Raw genomic sequence first — 19,240 nt, 5'->3', positions numbered from 1 at the left:
GTCCGGCGGTCCACCGACCAGCACACGACTGCGAGCAGACATGACAGGCGATCACACGATCCTCGAGATGCGGGGCATCACCAAGACGTTCCCGGGCGTCAAGGCGCTGCAGGACGTCACCCTCGAGGTCAGGCGCGGCGAGGTCCACGCGATCTGCGGGGAGAACGGGGCCGGCAAGTCGACCCTGATGAAGGTCCTCTCGGGGGTGTACCCGCACGGGACCTACGAGGGCGACATCCTCTTCGAGGGCGAGCCCTGCGAGTTCAAGGGCATCCGCGACTCCGAGGAGCGCGGGATCGTCATCATCCACCAGGAGCTCGCGCTGAGCCCGTTCCTGTCGATCGCCGAGAACATCTTCCTCGGCAACGAGCGCTCGAAGCGCGGCGTCATCGACTGGAACTCCACGAACGCGGAGGCCGCCAAGCTGCTGGCCCGCGTGGGGCTCACCGAGAGCCCCGACACCAAGATCATGGACATCGGCGTCGGCAAGCAGCAGCTCGTCGAGATCGCCAAGGCGCTGTCCAAGCGCGTCAAGCTGCTCATCCTCGACGAGCCCACGGCCGCGCTCAACGACGACGACAGCGCGCACCTGCTCGACCTGCTCCGCAGCCTCCGGGGCCAGGGCATCACGTCGATCATCATCAGCCACAAGCTCAACGAGATCCACGCCATCGCCGACACCACGACCGTCATCCGCGACGGCCGCACGATCGAGACGATGGAGATGCACGGCGCCGAGCCGGTCTCCGAGGAGCGGATCATCCGCGCGATGGTCGGGCGCTCGCTCGACGCACGGTTCCCCGACCGGGAGCCCGTGATCGGCGAGGAGGTCCTGCGCATCGAGGACTGGACCGTCCACCACCCCGTGGACCACGGCCGCGTCGTCGTCGACAACGCCAACCTCTTCGTGCGCCGGGGCGAGATCGTCGGCATCGCGGGCCTCATGGGTGCGGGCCGCACCGAGCTGGCCATGAGCGTGTTCGGCCGCGCGTACGGCGCCAACATCTCGGGCCGCATCCTCAAGGACGGCAAGCCGATCCAGGTCGGCTCGGTGCGCGAGGCGATCCGCCACGGCATCGCGTACGCGACCGAGGACCGCAAGCGGTACGGCCTCAACCTCATCGACACGATCAAGCGCAACGTCTCGTCGGCCGCGCTCGACAAGGTGGCCCGCCTGGGCGTCGTCGACCGCGAGGGCGAGACGAAGATCGCCGAGCAGTACCGCAAGGACCTCAACGTCAAGACCCCCACGGTCGAGGCCCTCGTCGGCAAGCTCTCGGGCGGCAACCAGCAGAAGGTCGTGCTGAGCAAGTGGATCTTCGCGGACCCCGACGTGCTCATCCTCGACGAGCCGACCCGCGGGATCGACGTCGGCGCCAAGTACGAGATCTACACGATCATGAACGCGCTCGCGGCCCAGGGGAAGGCGATCATCGTCATCTCCTCCGAGCTCCCCGAGCTCCTCGGGACCTGCGACCGCATCTACGCGCTCTCGCAGGGGCGCATCACGGGTGAGGTGTCCCGCGAGGACGCGACCCAGGAGACCCTCATGCACTACATGACCATGGAGAAGGACGGGGCCGCCCGATGAGCACCACCATGACACCCGAGACGCCGGCGCAGGCCCGGGTCTCGCCGCTCGCGCGCCTCCAGGGCATGGGCGGCAACATGCGCCAGTACGGCATCTTCGGCGCGCTCGTCGTGATCGTCGCGCTGTTCCAGGTCCTCACCGACGGCAAGCTCCTGCTGCCCAACAACGTCGCGAGCCTCATCCAGCAGAACGCGTACGTCATGATCCTCGCGATCGGCATGGTCATGGTGATCGTGGCCGGGCACATCGACCTGTCGGTCGGCTCGCAGGTCGCATTCATCGGCGGCCTCGTCGCGCTGATGATGAAGGACTTCGGCCTCCCGTGGCTCGTCGCGGTCCTGCTCGGGCTCGCGATCGGGGCGGTGGTCGGCGCCTGGCAGGGATTCTGGATCGCCTACATCGGGATCCCGGCGTTCATCGTCACGCTCGCGGGGATGCTCATCTTCCGCGGTTTCGCGATCCTTCTCGTCGGCGTCACGGTCGCCGGTTTCCCCGCGCCGTTCATCGACATCTCGGGCGGCTCGATCCCGAACTTCCTCGGTTTCGCGGGGAACGCGGACGCCGTGACGCTCGTGCTCGGCGCGATCGTGATCGCCGCGCTCGTCGGCAGCCAGGTCCGGGCGCGCTCGGTGCTGAAGAAGCACGACCTGAAGACCGAGGCCGTCCCGCTGTTCCTGACGAAGATCGTGCTCATCACGGTCGGCATCGGGGCGGTGACGTGGGTGCTCTCGCAGAGCGCGGGCGGCACCCCGATCGTGCTCATCATCGTCGGCGTGCTGATCCTCGCGTACACGTTCCTCATGGGCCGCACGGTGTTCGGCCGGCACATCTACGCGATCGGCGGCAACGTCCAGGCGGCGGTCCTGTCCGGGGTCAACACGCGCAACGTGAACTTCTGGATCTTCGTCAACATGGGCTTCCTCGCCGGTGTCGCGTCGGTCGTCGTGACCTCGCGCGCCGGTGCGGCGGTCGCGGCCGCCGGCCAGAACTACGAGCTCGACGCGATCGCCGCGTGCTTCATCGGCGGCGCGGCGGTCACGGGCGGCGTCGGCCGGATCTCCGGGGCCATCATCGGGGCGCTCATCATGGGCGTGCTCAACATGGGCCTGTCGATCCTCTCGGTCGACCCGGCCGTGCAGCAGGCGATCAAGGGCTTCGTGCTCCTGCTCGCCGTCGCGTTCGACCTCATCAACAAGCGCCGCGCGGGCGGCGCGCGCTGAGCCACCGGCGTCCCGCTCACCCGACGCACCCGCGTCGACCGGCCCTGCCGGGTCCGGTCGGCGCGGGTGCGTCGCGTCCGGGGACGGCGCGGGGTGCGGTCGCGGTAGAACAGGGCATGCCTCCCCGGACCCCGCTGCGCGTCGTCGTCGACGTCGCCGTGACGTCGGCCGTGCTCGCGCTGCTCGTCCTCGCGTGGCGGGTCGTCGACGCGGGCGTGCTCGCGTGGGGCGCCCAGTGGACGGGGCTGTGCTGGGCGGCCGTGGTCCTGCGCGAGCCCGAGCGGTGGCTGCCGCGGCGCTGGACGCCGGTGCGGCGCGCCGAGCTCCGCTGGTACCGCCGGTGCGGCGTCGAGGTGTTCCGGCGCGCGCTCGGCGCCGTGGGCTGGAACCGGTCGGTCGACGCCGGGCGGGGGTTCGACGGCTCGCGCGCGACGCTCGACGCGCTCGAGACCGGGACGCGCCGGTCGGAGGGCGCGCACGTGCTGCTGCTCGGGCTGACGGCGCTGCTCGCCGCGGCCGGCCTCGTGCTCGGACGCCCGGCGGTGGCGGCGTGGTCCGCCGCGCTCGCGGTGCCCTTCCACGTGTACCCGGTCCTCCTCCAGCGCACGACGCGGTACCGCCTCCAGCGGCTCACGGCGCTGCGGACGTCCTGAGCCCCGGCGTGCTCCGCGGACGCGCCGGGCCCCGGACCGGCGCACCGCCTACGCTCGGCTCCCGTGACCGACCAGCCGCGCACCCGTCCCACGACCACGCCGTCGACCGGCTCCGCGCCGGCGTCCGCCCCATCCGCCGGGTCGCGCGACCTGTGGGTCGGCACGTACCCCGCCGCGGGGGCAGGCACTCCCGCCGGGCTGGGCGAGGGGGTCTGGCGCGTGACGCTCGACCTCGCGACGGGCGGGCTCGTCGACGCACGCCAGGTCGTCGCGACCCCCGCGCCGTCGTTCGTCGCGGCGCACCCGTCGGGGCGCGTGCTGTACGCGGTGGGGGAGCGGTCCGAGGGCACGGTCACGGCGTTCGCGGTGGGGGGCGGGGGGAGCGACGACGGCTCGGGTCCTCGGTCCGTCGACGACGAGGCCGCCGGCGGTCACCCGTCCCACGGCGGCACCTCCGACGGCGGGCACACGTCCGGCAGCGCCGGGCCCGGGTGGCTCGACCCGGTCGCGACGGTCGCGTCGGGCGGCGCCGACCCGTGCCACCTCCTGCTGAGCCCGGACGCGCGCACCCTGTACGTCGCCAACTACTCGTCGGGCACGCTCGCGGTGCTGCCGCTCGACGCGGACGGCGCCTTCGCGCCCGAGGTGCTTGCGTCCGGCGCGCCGGCGCAGGTGCTCGGGCACGAGGGCAGCGGTCCCGACGCGAGCCGGCAGGAGTCGCCGCACGCCCACTTTGTCGCGCTCGCACCCGGGGCGGCGCACGTGCTCGTGTGCGACCTCGGGACCGACGAGCTGCGGCGCTACCGCGTCGAGGCCGACGGGCGGCTCGCGGAGGACGGCGTCGCGGCGACCTTCCCGCCCGGCACCGGCCCGCGCCACCTCGTCTTCTCCGCCGACGGGCGCCTCGCGTACGTCGTGGGCGAGCTCGACGTCACGGTGCACGTGCTCGCGTGGGACGCGGCGACGGCGACCGGCGAGCCGGTGCAGGTCCTGCCCGCGGGCGGCACGGCCGCGCCGGTCGACGAGGCGACGGGCGTCGCGCCGCGCGTCCTGCCCTCGCACGTGACGCTCGACGGCGACCGGCTGCTCGTCGGGGTGCGCGCGGCCGGCGTGCTCGCCGAGCTCGCGGTCGGCGCCGACGGCCTCCTGACGCACGTCCGGGACCTTCCCCTCGGCGCGGGCGGCTGGCCGCGCCACCACGCGGTCGTCGACGGCTGGGCGGTCGTCGCGGAGCAGGTCGGCGGCGCCCTGACGACGTTCGGGCCGGGTGCGGAGGCCCCGTCGGACGTCCTCCCGCTGCCCGCGCCGGCGTGCGTGGTCCCCGTCCGCTGACGCCCCGTCGGTGCGGGCTCGTCCGCGCGGTTCCCGCGGACGCGCCGCGCTGCCGCCGCGCGGGTGATCCTGCCCGGCCGGTTGCCCGCGGCGACGACCGGGCGTCCGAGACGCGAGACAATGGGCGCACGACGGGCCTCCGCCATGGTGCGGGTGCACGCTGGGGACAGGCCCGACCCCGGTGACCCGATCCCCGAGCCCGCCCGACCCGACCCTGGAGCGCCCGTGACCACCGAGCTGCCGCGCGTCGCGATGCTCTCGGTGCACACCTCGCCGCTCGACCAGCCGGGCACGGGCGACGCGGGCGGCATGAACGTCTACGTCTCGGAGCTGTCGCGTGCGCTCGCACGCCGGGGTGCCCGCGTCGAGATCTTCACGCGCGCCACCTCGTCGGCCCTGCCCGAGACCGTCGTGCTGCCCGGGACCGACGCGCGCGGCGACACCCTCTCCCGGGAGGACTCGCGCCGCGTGCTGCTCGCCGAGCACGTCGAGCCCGGCGTCATGCCGCCCGTGCTCGTCCACCACGTGCCCGCGGGCCCGTTCGAGGGGCTCGACAAGAACGACCTGCCCGGCCAGCTCTGCGCGATGACCGCGGGGGTGCTGCGCTCGGAGGCCGCGCGCCGGCCCGGCTGGTACGACGTCGTGCACTCGCACTACTGGCTCTCCGGCCAGGTCGGCTGGCTCGCGGCGGACCGCTGGGAGGTCCCGCTCGTCCACACGATGCACACGATGGCGCGCGTGAAGAACGCGTCGCTCGCGCCGGGCGACACCGCGGAGCCCACGGGCCGGATCATCGGCGAGGAGCAGGTCGTGGCGGAGGCGGACGCGCTCGTCGCGAGCACCGCGGAGGAGAGCGACGACCTCGTGGCGCTCTACGACGCGGACCCCGAGCGCGTGCACGTCGTGGCCCCGGGCGTCGACCTCGAGCTGTTCGCGCCGGGCGGCCCCGACGGCCGCGCCGAGGCCCGCCGCGCGCTCGGGCTGCCGCTCGACCGGCGGGTCGTGCTGTTCGCCGGCCGCGTCCAGCCGCTCAAGGCACCGGACGTGCTGGTGCGCGCCCTCGGCGTGCTCGCCCTGCGCGCGGGGGACGGCAGCGGGGTCCCGCTGCTCGTCGTGCTCGGTGGCCCCAGCGGTCGCCCGACGGCGGTCCGCGAGCTCGAGGCCCTCGCCGCGACGACGGGCCTCGCCGACCACGTCCTGTTCCGCCCGCCCGTCCCGCGCGCCGAGCTCGCGCGCTGGTACCGGGCCGCCGACGTCGTCGCGATGCCGTCGCGCAGCGAGTCGTTCGGGCTCGTCGCGGTCGAGGCGCAGGCGTCGGGCACGCCGGTCCTGGCGTCCGCGGTGGGCGGCCTGCGCTCGGTCGTGACCGACGGGGTGTCGGGGCGGCTCGTGCACGGGCACGACCCCGCGGTGTGGGCCGACGCGATCGAGGACGTGCTGGCCGACGACGCCGTGCGCGCGACGCTCGGGCTCGGTGCGCGGCGCCACGCCGAGCACTTCGGGTGGGACGGCGCCGCCGAGCAGGTGCTCAAGGTCTACGCGCTCGCGGCGGCGCGCCGCCGGTCCTGACGCTGCTCACGGGCCGAACGTCCCCGGTGCGCTCCCGCGCGGGTGCGGCAGGATGAACCCATGACCTACACCCTCGTGCTGCTCCGCCACGGCGAGAGCGAGTGGAACGCCAAGAACCTCTTCACCGGCTGGGTCGACGTCCAGCTCTCCGAGAAGGGGGTCGAGGAGGCCAGGCGCGGCGGGACGCTGCTGACGAACGCGGGCGTGCTGCCCGACGTCGTGCACACGTCGCTCCTGCGCCGCGCGATCACCACCGCGAACCTCGCGCTCGACGCCGCCGACCGCCACTGGATCCCCGTCAAGCGCTCCTGGCGCCTGAACGAGCGCCACTACGGCGCGCTCCAGGGCAAGGACAAGAAGCAGATCCGCGACGAGTACGGCGACGACCAGTTCATGCTGTGGCGCCGCTCGTACGACGTCCCGCCGCCGGACATCGAGCTGGGCTCGGAGTTCTCGCAGGACGCCGACGCGCGCTACGCCGGTGAGCCGATCCCGCGCGCCGAGGCGCTCACGCACGTCCTCGACCGCGCGCTGCCGTACTGGCACAGCGACATCGTCCCGGACCTGCAGTCGGGCAAGACGGTGCTCGTCGCGGCGCACGGCAACTCGATCCGCGCGATCGTGAAGTACCTCGACGACGTCGACGACGCGACGATCGCCGGCATCAACATCCCGACCGGCATCCCGCTGCGCTACGAGCTCGACGAGGACACCCTCACGCCCGTGACGCGCGGTGGCGAGTACCTCGACCCCGACGCGGCGGCGGCAGCCATCGCCGCGGTGGCGAACCAGGGCAAGTAGGTCCGACCCGCACGCCCGCACCACCCGCCCCGCCCGGTGCACGTCGCCGGGCGGGGCGGGCGGGGTCGGGCGGCCCGAGCGGCGGCGGAGCACGACGAACGCCGCGGTGCACCGTCCGGTGCTCCGCGGCGTTCGTCGTACCCGGGGTCCTGGCCTCGCCGGCGCCCGCCCCCCAGCGCCTCGTGACGGGTCCCGACCCCCGGGGGTCGGGCAGGGTCGAGCGGTCCTACCGTCCGGCGCGCGTGTCCTCGAACGCCCCCGTGACGAGGTACGTGACGCGGCGGGCGACCGAGACCCCGTGGTCGCCGAAGCGCTCGTAGTACCGGCCGAGCAGCGTGACGTCGACCGTCTCCTGCGGGTTGCCGTTCCACCCGACGCCGAGCAGCGCGGTGAACGTGTCGGCGTGCAGCGAGTCGAGCAGGTCGTCGTCGCGCTCGATGCTCTGCGCGACCTCGAGGTCACGCGTCGTGAGCACGGCCGTGGTCCGCTTCGCGACCCGCGTCGCGGCCTCGTGCATCTCCGTGAAGGTCCCCGACAGCGAGTTCGGGACGGCGACGCGCGGGTAGCTGCGCCGCGCGACCTGGGCGATGTGCCGGGCCAGGTCACCCATGCGCTCGAGCGTCGCGCTCATGCGCAGCGCGGAGACGACGACGCGCAGGTCCGTCGCGACGGGCTGCTGCTGCGCGAGGAGGTGCACGCAGCGCTCGTCGAGGTCCCGCTCGATCGCGTCGATCGCGACGTCGTCCGCGATGACGGTCTCGGCGAGCTGGAGGTCTGCCGTGAGCAGCGCGATCCCCGCGTTGGTGATGGCGTGCTCGACCAGGCGGCTCATCGCCGCGAGGTCGTCGCCGAGCTGCGTGAGCTCGGCCTCGAAGATCTGCCGCATGGTCCCTACTTCCTGCGTGCTGGTGCGCGCGACCGTCACGTTCGCACCCGGAGGTGAACGGTCTCCCGCCCCCAGGTGAACATCGGGAGGCCATCGGGCCGCCCGGGCGGTGGTCGTGCGGGGGTGTCCTGGGACGACCGTACGCTGGCTGACGTGGATGGTCCTGGTGGTTTCGTGGCGGTCGTCGCCGGCCTGCTCGGCCTCGTGGTCGGGGTCGTCGCCGTGGCGGCGTTCCGGTGGAGCGAGCGCTCGCAGTACAGCGTCCCCGCGCAGCCCGAGCGCGAGCTCGACGAGGGGCTCGTGCGCGTGCTGGCGGTGCTCCGCTCGGCGGCCGTGGTGCTCGACGACGACGACCGCGTGGTCCGCGCGAGCCCGCCCGCGTACGCGCTCGGCGTCGTGCGCGAGGGGCAGGTGGTGCACGCGGCGATCCGGGACCTCATCGCGGACGTGCGCCGCTCCGGGGTGATCCGCGACGAGGAGCTGGAGCTGCCGCGCGGGCCCGTCGGCCCCGGCACCCTCATGCTCCAGGTCCGCGTGGCGCAGGTCGGCCCGCGGCACCTGCTCGTGCTCGCGGAGGACCGCACGCAGGCCCGGCGCCTCGAGGCGATCCGGCGCGACTTCGTCGTCAACGTCTCGCACGAGCTCAAGACCCCGGTCGGTGCGCTGTCGCTGCTCGCGGAGACCGTGCAGGACGCCGCGAACGACCCCGAGGCGGTCCGCCGCTTCGCGGGGCGCATGCGCGGTGAGGCCGCACGGCTCTCGGCGCTCGTCCACGAGATCATCGAGCTGTCCCGGCTGCAGGTCGCGGGCGCGCTGCAGGACATCGCGGTCGTCGACGTCGACGCGGTGATCGAGGAGTCCGTCGACCGTGCGCGCACCGCGGCGAGCGCCAAGCAGATCCGGCTCGACGTCGGCGGGGAGCGCGGCCTGACCGTGTACGGCGACCACGCGCTGCTCGTCACCGCGGTGCGCAACCTGCTCGACAACGCCGTCGCGTACTCCCCGGACGGGGCGCACGTCGGCATCGGGGTCCGGGCGGTCGAGGGGCTCGTGGAGGTCGCGGTCGTCGACCAGGGCATCGGCATCGCGTCCGACGAGCAGGACCGCGTGTTCGAGCGGTTCTACCGCGTCGACCCCGCACGCTCGCGCGACACGGGCGGCACCGGGCTCGGCCTGAGCATCGTCAAGCACGTCGCGGCCGACCACGGCGGCGAGGTCACGGTGTGGTCGCGCCCCGGCAAGGGCTCGACGTTCACGCTGCGGCTGCCCGTGGGCGCGGTGCCGGACCAGCTGCTCGCCGCGCCGCCCGCCGCCCGCACGATCGGCACGCTGCCGACCCCGCAGCCCGACTCCGGTACGGCCGCACCCGGCGCACCCGCGCCCGCGGCCGCCACCACCACCCCCGCACCCGCGCAGGCCCCCGCCGCCGGCGGGGACGACCCCGCGCACGAAGGAGCCGCCCGGTGACCCGGATCCTGCTGGTCGAGGACGAGGAGTCCTACCGCGACCCGCTCACGTACCAGCTCGAGCGCGAGGGCTTCGAGGTGGTGACGGCCGCGACGGGCCCCGAGGCGCTCGAGCGGTTCGCCGACGGCGGCGCCGACCTCGTGCTGCTCGACCTCATGCTCCCCGGGCTCTCCGGCACCGAGGTGTGCCGCGAGCTGCGCCGCACGAGCGACGTCCCGGTGATCATGCTGACCGCCAAGGACGGCGAGATCGACAAGGTCGTCGGGCTGGAGATCGGCGCCGACGACTACGTCACCAAGCCGTACTCGTTCCGCGAGCTGCTCGCGCGCGTCCGCGCGGTGCTGCGTCGCCGCGGGGCACCGGCCGCCGCGGGCTCACCGGCCGACGACGAGCTCGACGACGGCACGCTCGAGGTCGGCCCCGTCCGCCTCGACGTCGAGCGGCACACCGTGCACGTGCGCGGCACGCTCGTCGCCTTCCCGCTCAAGGAGTTCGAGCTGCTCGAGCTGCTGCTGCGCAACGCCGGCCGCGTGCTCACCCGCGGCCAGCTCATCGACCGCATCTGGGGCTCCGACTACGTCGGCGACACCAAGACGCTCGACGTGCACGTCAAGCGCGTGCGCGCCAAGATCGAGGACGACCCGGCCAACCCGACGATGCTGCAGACCGTGCGCGGCCTCGGGTACAAGATCGCGGACACGGACGAAGCGTCCTGACGGTCCGCGCCGCAAGGCCTGGCCGGTAGTCGTCGACCACCGTTCACCGGGGGTTCACCTCCGGCGGGCCACGCGGTCACTTCCTCTCCTTAGCGTCAGTGGCGCACCGAGGCCCCCGGGGTCCGGTGGGTCTACGACGAAAGCATCAGGAGAGGGATTCCCGTGAAGGTTCGGCAGCTCGCACGACAGACCGGTCTGGTCGGTGTCGTGCTCGTCTCGTCTCTGGCGCTCGCGGCCTGCGGGTCCGACAACAACGCCGGTGGCGAGGGGACGGCGGACTCCGCCGCTGTGACCGCGGGGGGCAGCGACATCGACTGCGGCGAGGGTGGAACGCTCAACGCCGAGGGGTCGTCCGCACAGAAGAACGCGATCGAGCAGGCCATCGCCTCGTTCGAGGAGGTCTGCCCCGACATCACCGTGAACTACAACCCGACCGGTTCCGGCGCGGGCATCACGCAGTTCACGGCCGGCCAGGTCGAGTTCGCGGGCTCGGACTCGGCGCTCAACGCCGACAAGGGCGAGGTCGAGGCGGCCGAGGCGCGCTGCGAGGCCGGCCCGGCGTGGAACATCCCCATGGTGACGGGCCCGATCGCGGTGGCCTACAACCTCGAGGGCGTCGACGAGCTCGTGCTCGACGCGGCCACGACGGCCAAGATCTTCCGCGGCGAGATCACGACCTGGGACGACGCGGCGATCGCGGCGCTCAACGAGGGCGCGACGCTCCCGGCCGACGAGATCCACGTGTTCTTCCGCTCGGACGAGTCGGGCACGACCGACAACTTCACCAAGTACCTCAACGCGGCCTCGGGTGGCGTGTGGACCGACGAGGCCGGCAAGTCGTGGCCGTCGTCTGGTGTCGGTGAGGGCCGCGAGAAGTCGGCCGGCGTGTCCGAGGGCGTCGCGACGACGGCCGGCGGCATCACCTACGTCGAGTGGTCCTACGCGAAGGACAACGACCTCGGCATCGCGCAGATCGACAACGGCTCCGGCCCGATCGAGCTCACGGCCGAGACGGTCGCCACTTCCGTCGCCACCGCCGAGCGCGTCGGCGAGGGCAACGACCTCGCCCTCAAGCTCGACTACGCGACGCAGGAGGAGGGCGCCTACCCGATCGTCCTCGTGACCTACGAGATCGTCTGCTCGGCGGGTCTCGACGAGGCCGCCACGGCCGGCGTCAAGGCGTTCCTGACGCACTTCGCCTCGCCCGAGGTCCAGGAGGGCCTCGTCGAGATCGGCTACGCGCCGCTGCCGGAGGACGTGCAGACCGACGTCCTGGCCGCGATCGAGGCCATCGCCTGACCTGACCTCCACACGCTGCCGGGCCGCACCCGGCCCGGCAGCACCGGACGGGTCGTCGTCGTCCCGGTCCACCCCACGAGGGAGGGCCGGGACGACGGCACGCACGACTCGGGGCGCACCGCCGCGGAGCCCGACGCACACCCCAGCACCGCCCAGCACCGACTGAAGGACGCCGATGGCCACGACCACCAGCACGCCGCGCGTTCCCGGCGCGCCGCCGGGCCCCGAGGGCCTGAAGCAGGGTCTCTCGCGCGGTCCCGACCGCGCCTTCAAGCTGCTCGCCGGGGGGTCGAGCGCCGTCGTCGTCGCGCTCGTCGTCATCGTCGGCGTCTACCTCATCAGCAAGGCGTGGCCGTCCCTCGCCGCGAACGGCGCGAGCTTCCTGACGTCCCGGGAGTGGAGCGTCGCCGACCCGGACGCCCTGCGCTTCGGCATCGCGCCGCTGCTCTGGGTCACGATCATCTCGTCGGTGGTCGCCATGGCGATCGCCGTGCCCATCGCCATGGGCGTCGCGCTCTACCTCACGCACTACGCCCCGGCCCGCGTCGCCAAGCCGTTCGCGTACCTCGTGGACCTGCTCGCCGCGGTGCCGTCGATCGTGTTCGGCCTCTGGGGCGCGCGCGTGCTCATGCCGTACGTGCAGCCCTTCCAGGACGCGCTCAAGAGCGCGTTCGGCTGGTTCCCGCTCTTCGCGCCCACCGCCGTCCAGGCCGGCACGATCTTCCTCGCGTCGATCGTGCTCGCGATCATGATCCTGCCGATCATCACCGCGCTCTCGCGCGAGGTCTTCCGGCAGACGCCCGTCGGGCACATGGAGGCTGCGCTCGCGCTCGGCGCGACGCGCTGGGAGATGATCCGCACCGCGGTGCTCCCGTTCGGCCGGCCCGGCGTCGTGTCCGCCGCGATGCTCGGCCTCGGCCGGGCGCTCGGCGAGACCATCGCCGTGACGATCATCCTGTCGACCACGACGGGCGCCTTCAGCTGGTCGCTGTTCTTCGGCGGCGAGACGTTCGCCTCGAAGATCGCGAACGCCGCGTCCGAGTTCGACAGCCCCTCGAAGACCGGCGCCTACATCGCCGCCGGGCTCGTGCTGTTCCTCCTGACGTTCGCCGTCAACGCGATCGCCCGGGTCATCATCGACCGCCGGAAGGGGTTCACCGAGTGAGCGCCACGTCCCTGACCCCGAGCCTCGCCGCAGCCGACCCGGGCGACGCCTCGCCGGGCGACGAGCTGCGCAGCCTGAACGGCGGCGGCTCCGGGTCGCGCCGCGTGAAGGACCGCATCGCGACGGTCGTCATGCACCTCGCGTTCCTGGTCGCCGTGATCCCGCTCGTCTGGATCCTGTGGACGGTCGTCTCGCAGGGCTACCACATGCTCCTCGAGTCGTCGTGGTGGACGAACTCGCAGCGCGGGATCACCGTGCGCGACTTCGGTGGCGGCGCGTACCACGCGATGGCCGGCACCGTGATGCAGGCCGCCGTGACCGCGCTCATCTCGGTCCCGCTCGGCATCTTCACCGCGATCTACCTCGTCGAGTACGGCCGCGGCCGCGTCGCGCGGGCCGTGAGCTTCATGGTCGACATCCTCACGGGCATCCCGTCGATCGTCGCCGCGCTGACCGTCTACGCGCTGTGGATCTCGACGTTCGGGTTCTCCCGCGTCGGCTTCGCGGTGAGCCTGTCGCTCGTCCTGCTCATGGTCCCGACGATCGTGCGGTCGACCGAGGAGATGCTCAAGCTCGTCCCCAACGAGCTCCGCGAGGCCAGCTACGCGCTCGGTGTGCCCAAGTGGAAGACGATCGTCAAGATCGTCCTCCCGACGGCCTTCTCCGGGATCATCACCGGCGTCCTGCTCGGGCTCGCGCGCGTCATGGGCGAGACCGCGCCGCTGCTCATCCTCGGGCCGTACACCAAGTCGATCAACATGGACCTGTTCAACGGCAACATGGCGTCGCTGCCCACGATGATCAACCAGGACCGCACCGAGTTCCTCGACGCCGCGGTCCAGCGCACGTGGGGTGCGGCGCTCACGCTGATCCTCATCGTCATGGCCCTGAACATCGCGGGCCGCGCGATCGGGCACTTCAGCAAGGTCAAGTCATGACGGCCGCCGCCGCACCCGTCACCCCCACCGCACTGCCACGAGAGGAGCGCTGAGGGCCGTGGCCAAGCGCATCGACGTCAAGGACCTGAATGTCTACTACGGGGACTTCCGCGCGGTCGAGGGAGTCACGATGGGGATCGACGCCCGCTCCGTGACCGCCTTCATCGGCCCGTCCGGCTGCGGCAAGTCGACGTTCCTGCGGACGCTCAACCGCATGCACGAGGTGCTCCCGATCGGGCGCGTCGACGGCGAGGTGCTGCTCGACGGCGCCGACCTGTACGACAAGAACGTCGACCCGGTTGCGGTCCGCCGCACGATCGGCATGGTGTTCCAGCGCCCCAACCCGTTCCCGACGATGTCGATCTTCGACAACGTCGCCGCGGGCCTGCGCCTGAACGGCGTGAAGAAGAAGAGCGAGCTGCAGGACACGGTCGAGAACGCGCTGCAGGGCGCGAACCTCTGGAAGGAGGTCAAGGACCGGCTCGACAAGCCCGGCGCCGGCCTCTCGGGCGGTCAGCAGCAGCGCCTGTGCATCGCGCGCGCGATCGCCGTGCGCCCGCAGGTGCTCCTCATGGACGAGCCGTGCTCGGCGCTCGACCCGATCTCGACGCTGGCGATCGAGGACCTCATCTCCGAGCTCAAGAACGACTTCACGATCGTCATCGTGACCCACAACATGCAGCAGGCCGCGCGCGTCTCCGACCGGACGGCCTTCTTCAACATCGCCGGCACCGGGGCTCCCGGCAAGCTCATCGAGGTCGACCAGACCGCGACGATGTTCTCCTCGCCGCGCGAGCAGGCCACCGAGGACTACATCTCCGGCCGCTTCGGCTGATCCACCGGCCGGTCCGCCGGGGCGTCCCGCCCCGGAAGGCCGACCGCGCGGCTCCGGCCGCCGCACCAGGGCCAGGCGACAGCGCCCGGTCCTGGTGCCGTCATGTCCGCGTCCCCGCGCACCGCCGCCACCGGCCGGTGCAGCGGGGGCGACGTCTGCAGGGGAGGAACCTCACGTGGCGGTACGCCAGCTCGCACGGATCGTCGGCCCGGTCGGCCTCGCGCTCGTCCTCGGGGTGCTCGGAGGCTGCGCGTCGCAGCCGGGCTCCGGGGGCGACGAGCCGGTGGGGGCGTCCGCGTCGGCGACGGCGTCCGTCGACGCCGTGGAGGAGTGCGGCGCGGGCACCCTCGAGGCCGCGGGCTCCTCGGCGCAGCGCAACGCCGTCGAGCAGGCGATCATCACCTTCTCGACAGTGTGCCCCGACGTCGTCGTGAACTACGACGCGAGCGGCTCCGGCGCGGGCATCACCCGCTTCACGGCCGGCGAGGTCGCGTTCGCGGGCACCGACTCGGCGCTGAACCCGGCGAAGGGCGAGGTCGACGCGGCGGCGGCGCGCTGCGCCGGGTCGCCCGCGTGGAACCTGCCCATGGTCACCGGCCCGGTCGCGATCGCGTACCACCTCGACACCGTCAGCCAGCTCGTGCTCGACGCGCCGACGCTCGCACGCGTCTTCCGGGGCGAGATCACGTCCTGGGACGACCCGGCGATCGCTGCGCTCAACCCCGGCGAGCTGCTGCCCGCCGAGGAGATCCAGGTGCTGTTCCGGTCCGACGAGTCGGGCACCACCGAGAACGTCACGCGCTACCTCGCGGCTGCGGCGGGCGACGTGTGGACGGACGCGCCGGCGAAGACCTGGCCCGTCGAGGGCGTCGGGGAGGGCCGGGAGAAGTCGGCGGGCGTCGCCGAGGCCGTCGCCACGACCCCCGGGAGCCTCACCTACGTCGAGTGGTCCTACGCGAAGGAGAACCGCCTCGGCGTCGCGAAGATCGACAACGGCTCGGGCCCGGTCGAGCTCACGACGGAGAGCGCCGCCGCGACCGTCGCCACCGCCGAGCGCACCGGGGAGGGCGACGACCTCACGCTGAAGCTCGACCACGCGACGCGTGAGCCCGGCGCGTACCCGATCGTGCTCGTGACCTACGAGGTCGTGTGCTCGACGGGGCTCGACGCCCCGACGACCGCCGCGGTCCGGGCGTTCCTGCGGCACCTCGCGTCGCCCGCGGTCCAGCAGAGCCTCGTCGACATCGGCTACGCACCGCTGCCCTCGTCCGTGCGGGCGGACGTGCTCGACGCGATCGGGTCGCTCGGCTGAGCGGGACCGCCCGAGCGTCCCCGCGCCACCGCCTGAGCGCCCGCACAGCACGACGGCCCCCGGGGGGAGTCCCCGGGGGCCGTTCGTGCGTGGTGCCTGCGGGCGGCGGTCAGCCCTCGGACGCCGTCTCGGTCGGCGTGGGGGTCGGCTCGAGCGTCGGGTCGACGCCGGTCGGCGCGGAGGGGGTCGTCGTCGGCAGCGAGGTCGGGACGAGGTCCTCGTACTCGGGCAGGGTGCCGTCCAGCACGGGGACCGCGATCGTCTCGGAGCCGCCCGCGGCGGTCGAGATCGTCACGTCGGTCGTCGCGCCCGGCGCGTCGGCGGACGTGAAGAGCAGCTCCTCGCCGTCGGTGCCGCCCAGCAGCACCCCGTCGCCCGCGCTGACCTCGACCGTGCCCACCTCGGTGCCGTCCTCGAGCGCGAAGGTGACCTCGAGCGTCTCGGCACCGTCGTTCGACAGGGCGCCCTGGAGGCTGGCCGCCTCGCCAGCGCCGGCCGTGAGGACCAGCAGGTTCTCGGCCGTGAGGTCGCCGAGCGTGACCCGCACGCCGTCGGACGGCGCGTACGGCTCCTGGGTGGTGATCGGGTTCGTCGCCGAGCAACCGGCGAGACCGGCGCCGACGAGCGCGACGGCGACGGTCGCCGTGAGGCGCAGGTGCAGGGACGGGCGGACGCGGGCCACGGTGACTCCTCGGGGCGGAACGGGTGCCGGCATCGGCCGGCGGTGCTGACGTGCGCTGGTGGCGGGTCCGCGCACCGCACGGACCGCAGGTCCACAGCCTAGTCGGCGCCGCCGGATCCCGGGCTCCGCGGGCCGCCCCCGGGGCACCCGCGGAGGCGTCGGCGTGACCTGCGCAAACGGCTCGGACGGCCGCGGGCGGGCGAAAGGGGGCGAACAATAGCGTGATAGAATGGGCGTCCGCGAAAGGGGACACCTGCAGATGACTTTCACTGTTGGGGAGACGGTTGTCTACCCGCACCACGGTGCAGCGTTGATCGAAGAGATCAAGACCAGGACCATCCGCGGCGAGGACAAGATCTACCTCAAGCTCAAGGTCGCCCAGGGTGACCTGACGATCGAGGTCCCGGCGGAGAACGTCGACCTCGTGGGTGTGCGTGACGTGGTCGGCCAGGAGGGCCTGGACCGCGTCTTCGAGGTGCTGCGTGCGCCGTACACCGAGGAGCCGACCAACTGGTCGCGCCGCTACAAGGCCAACCTCGAGAAGCTCGCCTCGGGTGACGTGATCAAGGTCGCCGAGGTCGTGCGCGACCTCTCGCGCCGCGACGCGGACCGTGGGCTCTCGGCCGGCGAGAAGCGCATGCTCGCCAAGGCCCGTCAGATCCTCGTCTCGGAGCTCGCACTCGCCGAGCACACCGAGGAGGAGAAGGCCGAGGCCATCCTCGACGAGGTCCTCGCCTCGTAACGCGTCCTCCGACGACCGTCCTCGACGCCCCGTGACCGGGAACGCCGCCGCAGTGCCGCGCGCCTCCGGCGACGACACCCGGTCGGGTGCACGTCCGGACCGGGTCGTGGCGGTGCTCACCGCCGCCGGCAGCGGGACCCGCCTCGGGCACGCGCTGCCGAAGGCGCTGGTCCGCGTCGGGGGGACGCCGCTCGTCGTCCACGCCGCCCGCAGCCTCCTGGCCGCGGGCGGCGTCGCGTCGCCCGCGGCCGGCAGCGCGCTCCCCGTCAGCGCCCTCGTCGTGACCGCGCCTGCGGACCGTCTCGACGAGTTCGCGGCGCTGCTCGACGGTGCCCGGCTCGGCGTCCCGGTCCGGGTCGTCCCGGGCGGCTCGACGCGCCAGGCGTCGGTCGCAGCCGGGCTGGCCGCGGTCCCGGCGGACGCCACCATCGTCCTGGTGCACGACGCGGCGCGCGCGCTCGTCCCTCCCGAGACCGTCGACGGGGTCGTCGCCGCAGTCCGAGCCGGGCACCCCGCCGTCGTCCCCGCGGTGCCCGTGACCGACACGCTCACGCGCCTGCACACCGACGGCTCCGCGGCGGGGACCGTCCCGCGCGCCGACCTGCGGGCCGTCCAGACCCCGCAGGGCTTCGACCGGGCGACCCTCGACCGCGCGCACCGCGAGGCGCAGGCGGTCGCGGAGGACGAGGCGAGCGCCGCGACGGACGACGCGGGACTCGTCGAGCGCCTCGGCCTGCCCGTGCACGTCGTCGCGGGGCACGACGACGCGTTCAAGGTCACGACCACCCGGGACCTCGCGCTCGCCGAGCTCGTCCTGGCGGCGCGGTCGTCGGTCCCCGACGCCCCGGCGGCGCACGACTCCGGGCCCCTGCGCGACGCCGGGTCCGTGCGCGACGCCGAGCCCCTGCGCGACGCCGGGCCCGTGCGCGACGCCGAGCCCCTGCGCGACGCCGGGCCCGTGCGCCGCGCCCGGTCCACGCCCGACGCCCCGTCCGACCAGGAGGCCGGCTCGATGACCGACGCCACCGACCCGACCTCGCTCGCGCTGCCGCGCACGGGGATCGGCGTCGACGTCCACGCCTACGCCGCCGAGCCGCGCGAGGACGCCGTGCTGCACCTCGCCGGGCTCGCGTGGCCGGGGGAGCGCCCGCTCGAGGGGCACTCGGACGCCGACGTGGCCGCGCACGCCGCAGCCGACGCGCTCCTGTCCGCCGCGGGGATCGGCGACCTCGGCTCGAACTTCGGCACCGCGGAGCCGCAGTGGAAGGGCGCCGCCGGCACGGTGCTGCTCGCGGAGGCGGCGCGGCGGGTCCGGGCCGCGGGCTTCGAGGTGGGGAACGTCGCCGTCCAGGTGATCGGCAACCGACCGCGCCTGGGCCCGCGCCGCGCGGAGGCCGTCGAGGCGCTCAGCGCGGCCGCGGGGGCGCCCGTGAGCGTCTCGGCGACCACGACCGACGGCCTCGGGCTCACGGGCCGCGGTGAGGGCGTGGCAGCGGTCGCGACGGCCCTGGTCGTCGCCCACCGATCCGTGCCCTAGCACGCGCTGCCGCTGCGCTCGCCCCGTCACCCGGGCGCGGGACCCGGCGGGCGCCGACCGGCCGCTGCGGCGGCTGGGGGGTCGCATCGCGGTCGGAATGTCTGTACCGTCCCGCTTCGTGACGAAGACGCACCGCCCCCCGACTCGCCCGGTCGAGCGCGTGAGAGCGCTGCCAGGTCACGGGGCAGCACCGGAAGGCCCCGCACCGCTCCCGCAGCGCGAGGGCGTCAACCGCGTGCGCCTGCGCGTGCGCATCCCGACGGACGTGCTGGCCGCCACGATCGACGGCCTGGCCCAGCTCGACGACCACCGCGCCCCCGAGCTCTCCGAGAGCGAGGCCGCCGCCGCGCCGCCGCCGCCCGTGAGCGCCGAGCTCGCGACGGGCGCCATCCCGGTCACGCGCGTCCGGCGCCCGACCCCGGGCAGCTGACCCGGCGCACCCTGACCCGACCTGCGCCCGACCGCCCGGCCCACCGCGCCGCAGCTGCCCGCGCC

General features: G+C 73.7%; 18 protein-coding genes. 16 read left to right on the top strand and 2 right to left on the bottom strand.

The features are described 5' to 3' along the window. The first annotated feature begins 40 nt into the window (after nt 1-40). The 6 genes from mmsA (at nt 41) to NXY84_RS17440 (ending at nt 7,166) form a co-directional block, all read left to right on the top strand. Nucleotides 41-1,591, top strand: coding sequence for a multiple monosaccharide ABC transporter ATP-binding protein (gene mmsA / locus NXY84_RS17465; protein WP_258724300.1), 1,551 nt, complete (start codon nt 41-43; stop codon nt 1,589-1,591). Further along, a complete protein-coding gene (gene mmsB, locus NXY84_RS17460) occupies nt 1,588-2,811 on the top strand; it encodes a multiple monosaccharide ABC transporter permease (RefSeq protein WP_258724299.1) in 1,224 nt (407 codons plus the stop codon). The genes mmsA and mmsB overlap by 4 nt, the downstream gene beginning before the upstream one ends. Before the next feature lie 116 nt (nt 2,812-2,927). Next, nucleotides 2,928-3,464 carry a hypothetical protein gene (locus NXY84_RS17455; RefSeq protein WP_258724298.1) on the top strand — a complete coding sequence of 179 codons (537 nt, stop codon included), beginning with the start codon at nt 2,928-2,930 and terminating at the stop codon, nt 3,462-3,464. A gap of 63 nt (nt 3,465-3,527) precedes the next feature. Then, nucleotides 3,528-4,796 (top strand): lactonase family protein, encoded by a 1,269-nt coding sequence (locus tag NXY84_RS17450; protein ID WP_258724297.1) that lies wholly within the window; start codon nt 3,528-3,530, stop codon nt 4,794-4,796. 252 nt (nt 4,797-5,048) lie between these two features. Then, entirely contained in the window at nt 5,049-6,365 is a 1,317-nt protein-coding gene (gene mshA / locus NXY84_RS17445; protein ID WP_258727261.1) for a D-inositol-3-phosphate glycosyltransferase, read from the top strand. 60 nt (nt 6,366-6,425) lie between these two features. Next, entirely contained in the window at nt 6,426-7,166 is a 741-nt protein-coding gene (locus NXY84_RS17440; RefSeq protein WP_258724296.1) for a phosphoglyceromutase, read from the top strand. Nucleotides 7,167-7,392: 226 nt separating this feature from the next. On the opposite strand, the gene phoU is transcribed toward NXY84_RS17440, so the two are convergent. After that, on the bottom strand, nt 7,393-8,052 hold the full coding sequence (phoU, locus tag NXY84_RS17435; RefSeq protein ID WP_258724295.1) for a phosphate signaling complex protein PhoU: 660 nt from the start codon (nt 8,050-8,052) through the stop codon (nt 7,393-7,395). 153 nt (nt 8,053-8,205) lie between these two features. On the opposite strand from phoU, the gene NXY84_RS17430 reads away from it, so the two are divergent. The 7 genes from NXY84_RS17430 to pstS (NXY84_RS17400) all read left to right on the top strand — a co-directional run bounded on the left by NXY84_RS17430 (nt 8,206) and on the right by pstS (NXY84_RS17400) (nt 15,784). Continuing rightward, entirely contained in the window at nt 8,206-9,519 is a 1,314-nt protein-coding gene (locus NXY84_RS17430; protein ID WP_258724294.1) for a sensor histidine kinase, read from the top strand. Beyond that, a complete protein-coding gene (locus tag NXY84_RS17425) occupies nt 9,516-10,235 on the top strand; it encodes a response regulator transcription factor (RefSeq protein WP_258724293.1) in 720 nt (239 codons plus the stop codon). The genes NXY84_RS17430 and NXY84_RS17425 overlap by 4 nt, the downstream gene beginning before the upstream one ends. A gap of 162 nt (nt 10,236-10,397) precedes the next feature. Then, a complete protein-coding gene (gene pstS / locus NXY84_RS17420) occupies nt 10,398-11,534 on the top strand; it encodes a phosphate ABC transporter substrate-binding protein PstS (RefSeq protein WP_258724292.1) in 1,137 nt (378 codons plus the stop codon). A 175-nt stretch (nt 11,535-11,709) separates the two neighbouring features. After that, complete coding sequence (pstC, locus tag NXY84_RS17415) at nt 11,710-12,699, top strand: phosphate ABC transporter permease subunit PstC (RefSeq protein WP_258724291.1); 990 nt, start codon at nt 11,710-11,712, stop codon at nt 12,697-12,699. Further along, nucleotides 12,696-13,637 carry a phosphate ABC transporter permease PstA gene (pstA, locus tag NXY84_RS17410; RefSeq protein WP_396126277.1) on the top strand — a complete coding sequence of 314 codons (942 nt, stop codon included), beginning with the start codon at nt 12,696-12,698 and terminating at the stop codon, nt 13,635-13,637. The genes pstC and pstA overlap by 4 nt, the downstream gene beginning before the upstream one ends. Nucleotides 13,638-13,695: 58 nt before the next feature. Then, nucleotides 13,696-14,472, top strand: coding sequence for a phosphate ABC transporter ATP-binding protein PstB (gene pstB, locus NXY84_RS17405; protein WP_258724290.1), 777 nt, complete (start codon nt 13,696-13,698; stop codon nt 14,470-14,472). 175 nt (nt 14,473-14,647) lie between these two features. Next, the gene (pstS, locus tag NXY84_RS17400) at nt 14,648-15,784 is read left to right on the top strand and encodes a phosphate ABC transporter substrate-binding protein PstS (RefSeq protein ID WP_258724289.1); all 1,137 of its coding nucleotides are present in this window, start codon (nt 14,648-14,650) and stop codon (nt 15,782-15,784) included. Nucleotides 15,785-15,893: 109 nt separating this feature from the next. On the opposite strand, the gene NXY84_RS17395 is transcribed toward pstS (NXY84_RS17400), so the two are convergent. Further along, entirely contained in the window at nt 15,894-16,466 is a 573-nt protein-coding gene (locus NXY84_RS17395; RefSeq protein WP_258724288.1) for a hypothetical protein, read from the bottom strand. A gap of 259 nt (nt 16,467-16,725) precedes the next feature. Between NXY84_RS17395 and NXY84_RS17390 the strand changes: the two genes are divergently transcribed. From NXY84_RS17390 to NXY84_RS17375, 3 genes are all read left to right on the top strand, one after another. After that, complete coding sequence (locus NXY84_RS17390) at nt 16,726-17,208, top strand: CarD family transcriptional regulator (protein WP_013769765.1); 483 nt, start codon at nt 16,726-16,728, stop codon at nt 17,206-17,208. A gap of 31 nt (nt 17,209-17,239) precedes the next feature. Then, entirely contained in the window at nt 17,240-18,745 is a 1,506-nt protein-coding gene (ispD, locus tag NXY84_RS21780) for a 2-C-methyl-D-erythritol 4-phosphate cytidylyltransferase (RefSeq protein ID WP_309485014.1), read from the top strand. 160 nt (nt 18,746-18,905) lie between these two features. After that, nucleotides 18,906-19,175, top strand: coding sequence for a hypothetical protein (locus NXY84_RS17375; RefSeq protein ID WP_258724287.1), 270 nt, complete (start codon nt 18,906-18,908; stop codon nt 19,173-19,175). Nucleotides 19,176-19,240: the final 65 nt, after the last annotated feature.

This window comes from Cellulomonas sp. NS3, from assembly GCF_024757985.1.
Classification (GTDB): domain Bacteria; phylum Actinomycetota; class Actinomycetes; order Actinomycetales; family Cellulomonadaceae; genus Cellulomonas_A.
Note: the sequence above shows the minus strand (reverse complement) of the source record. Positions and strands in the feature narration are given on the sequence as shown.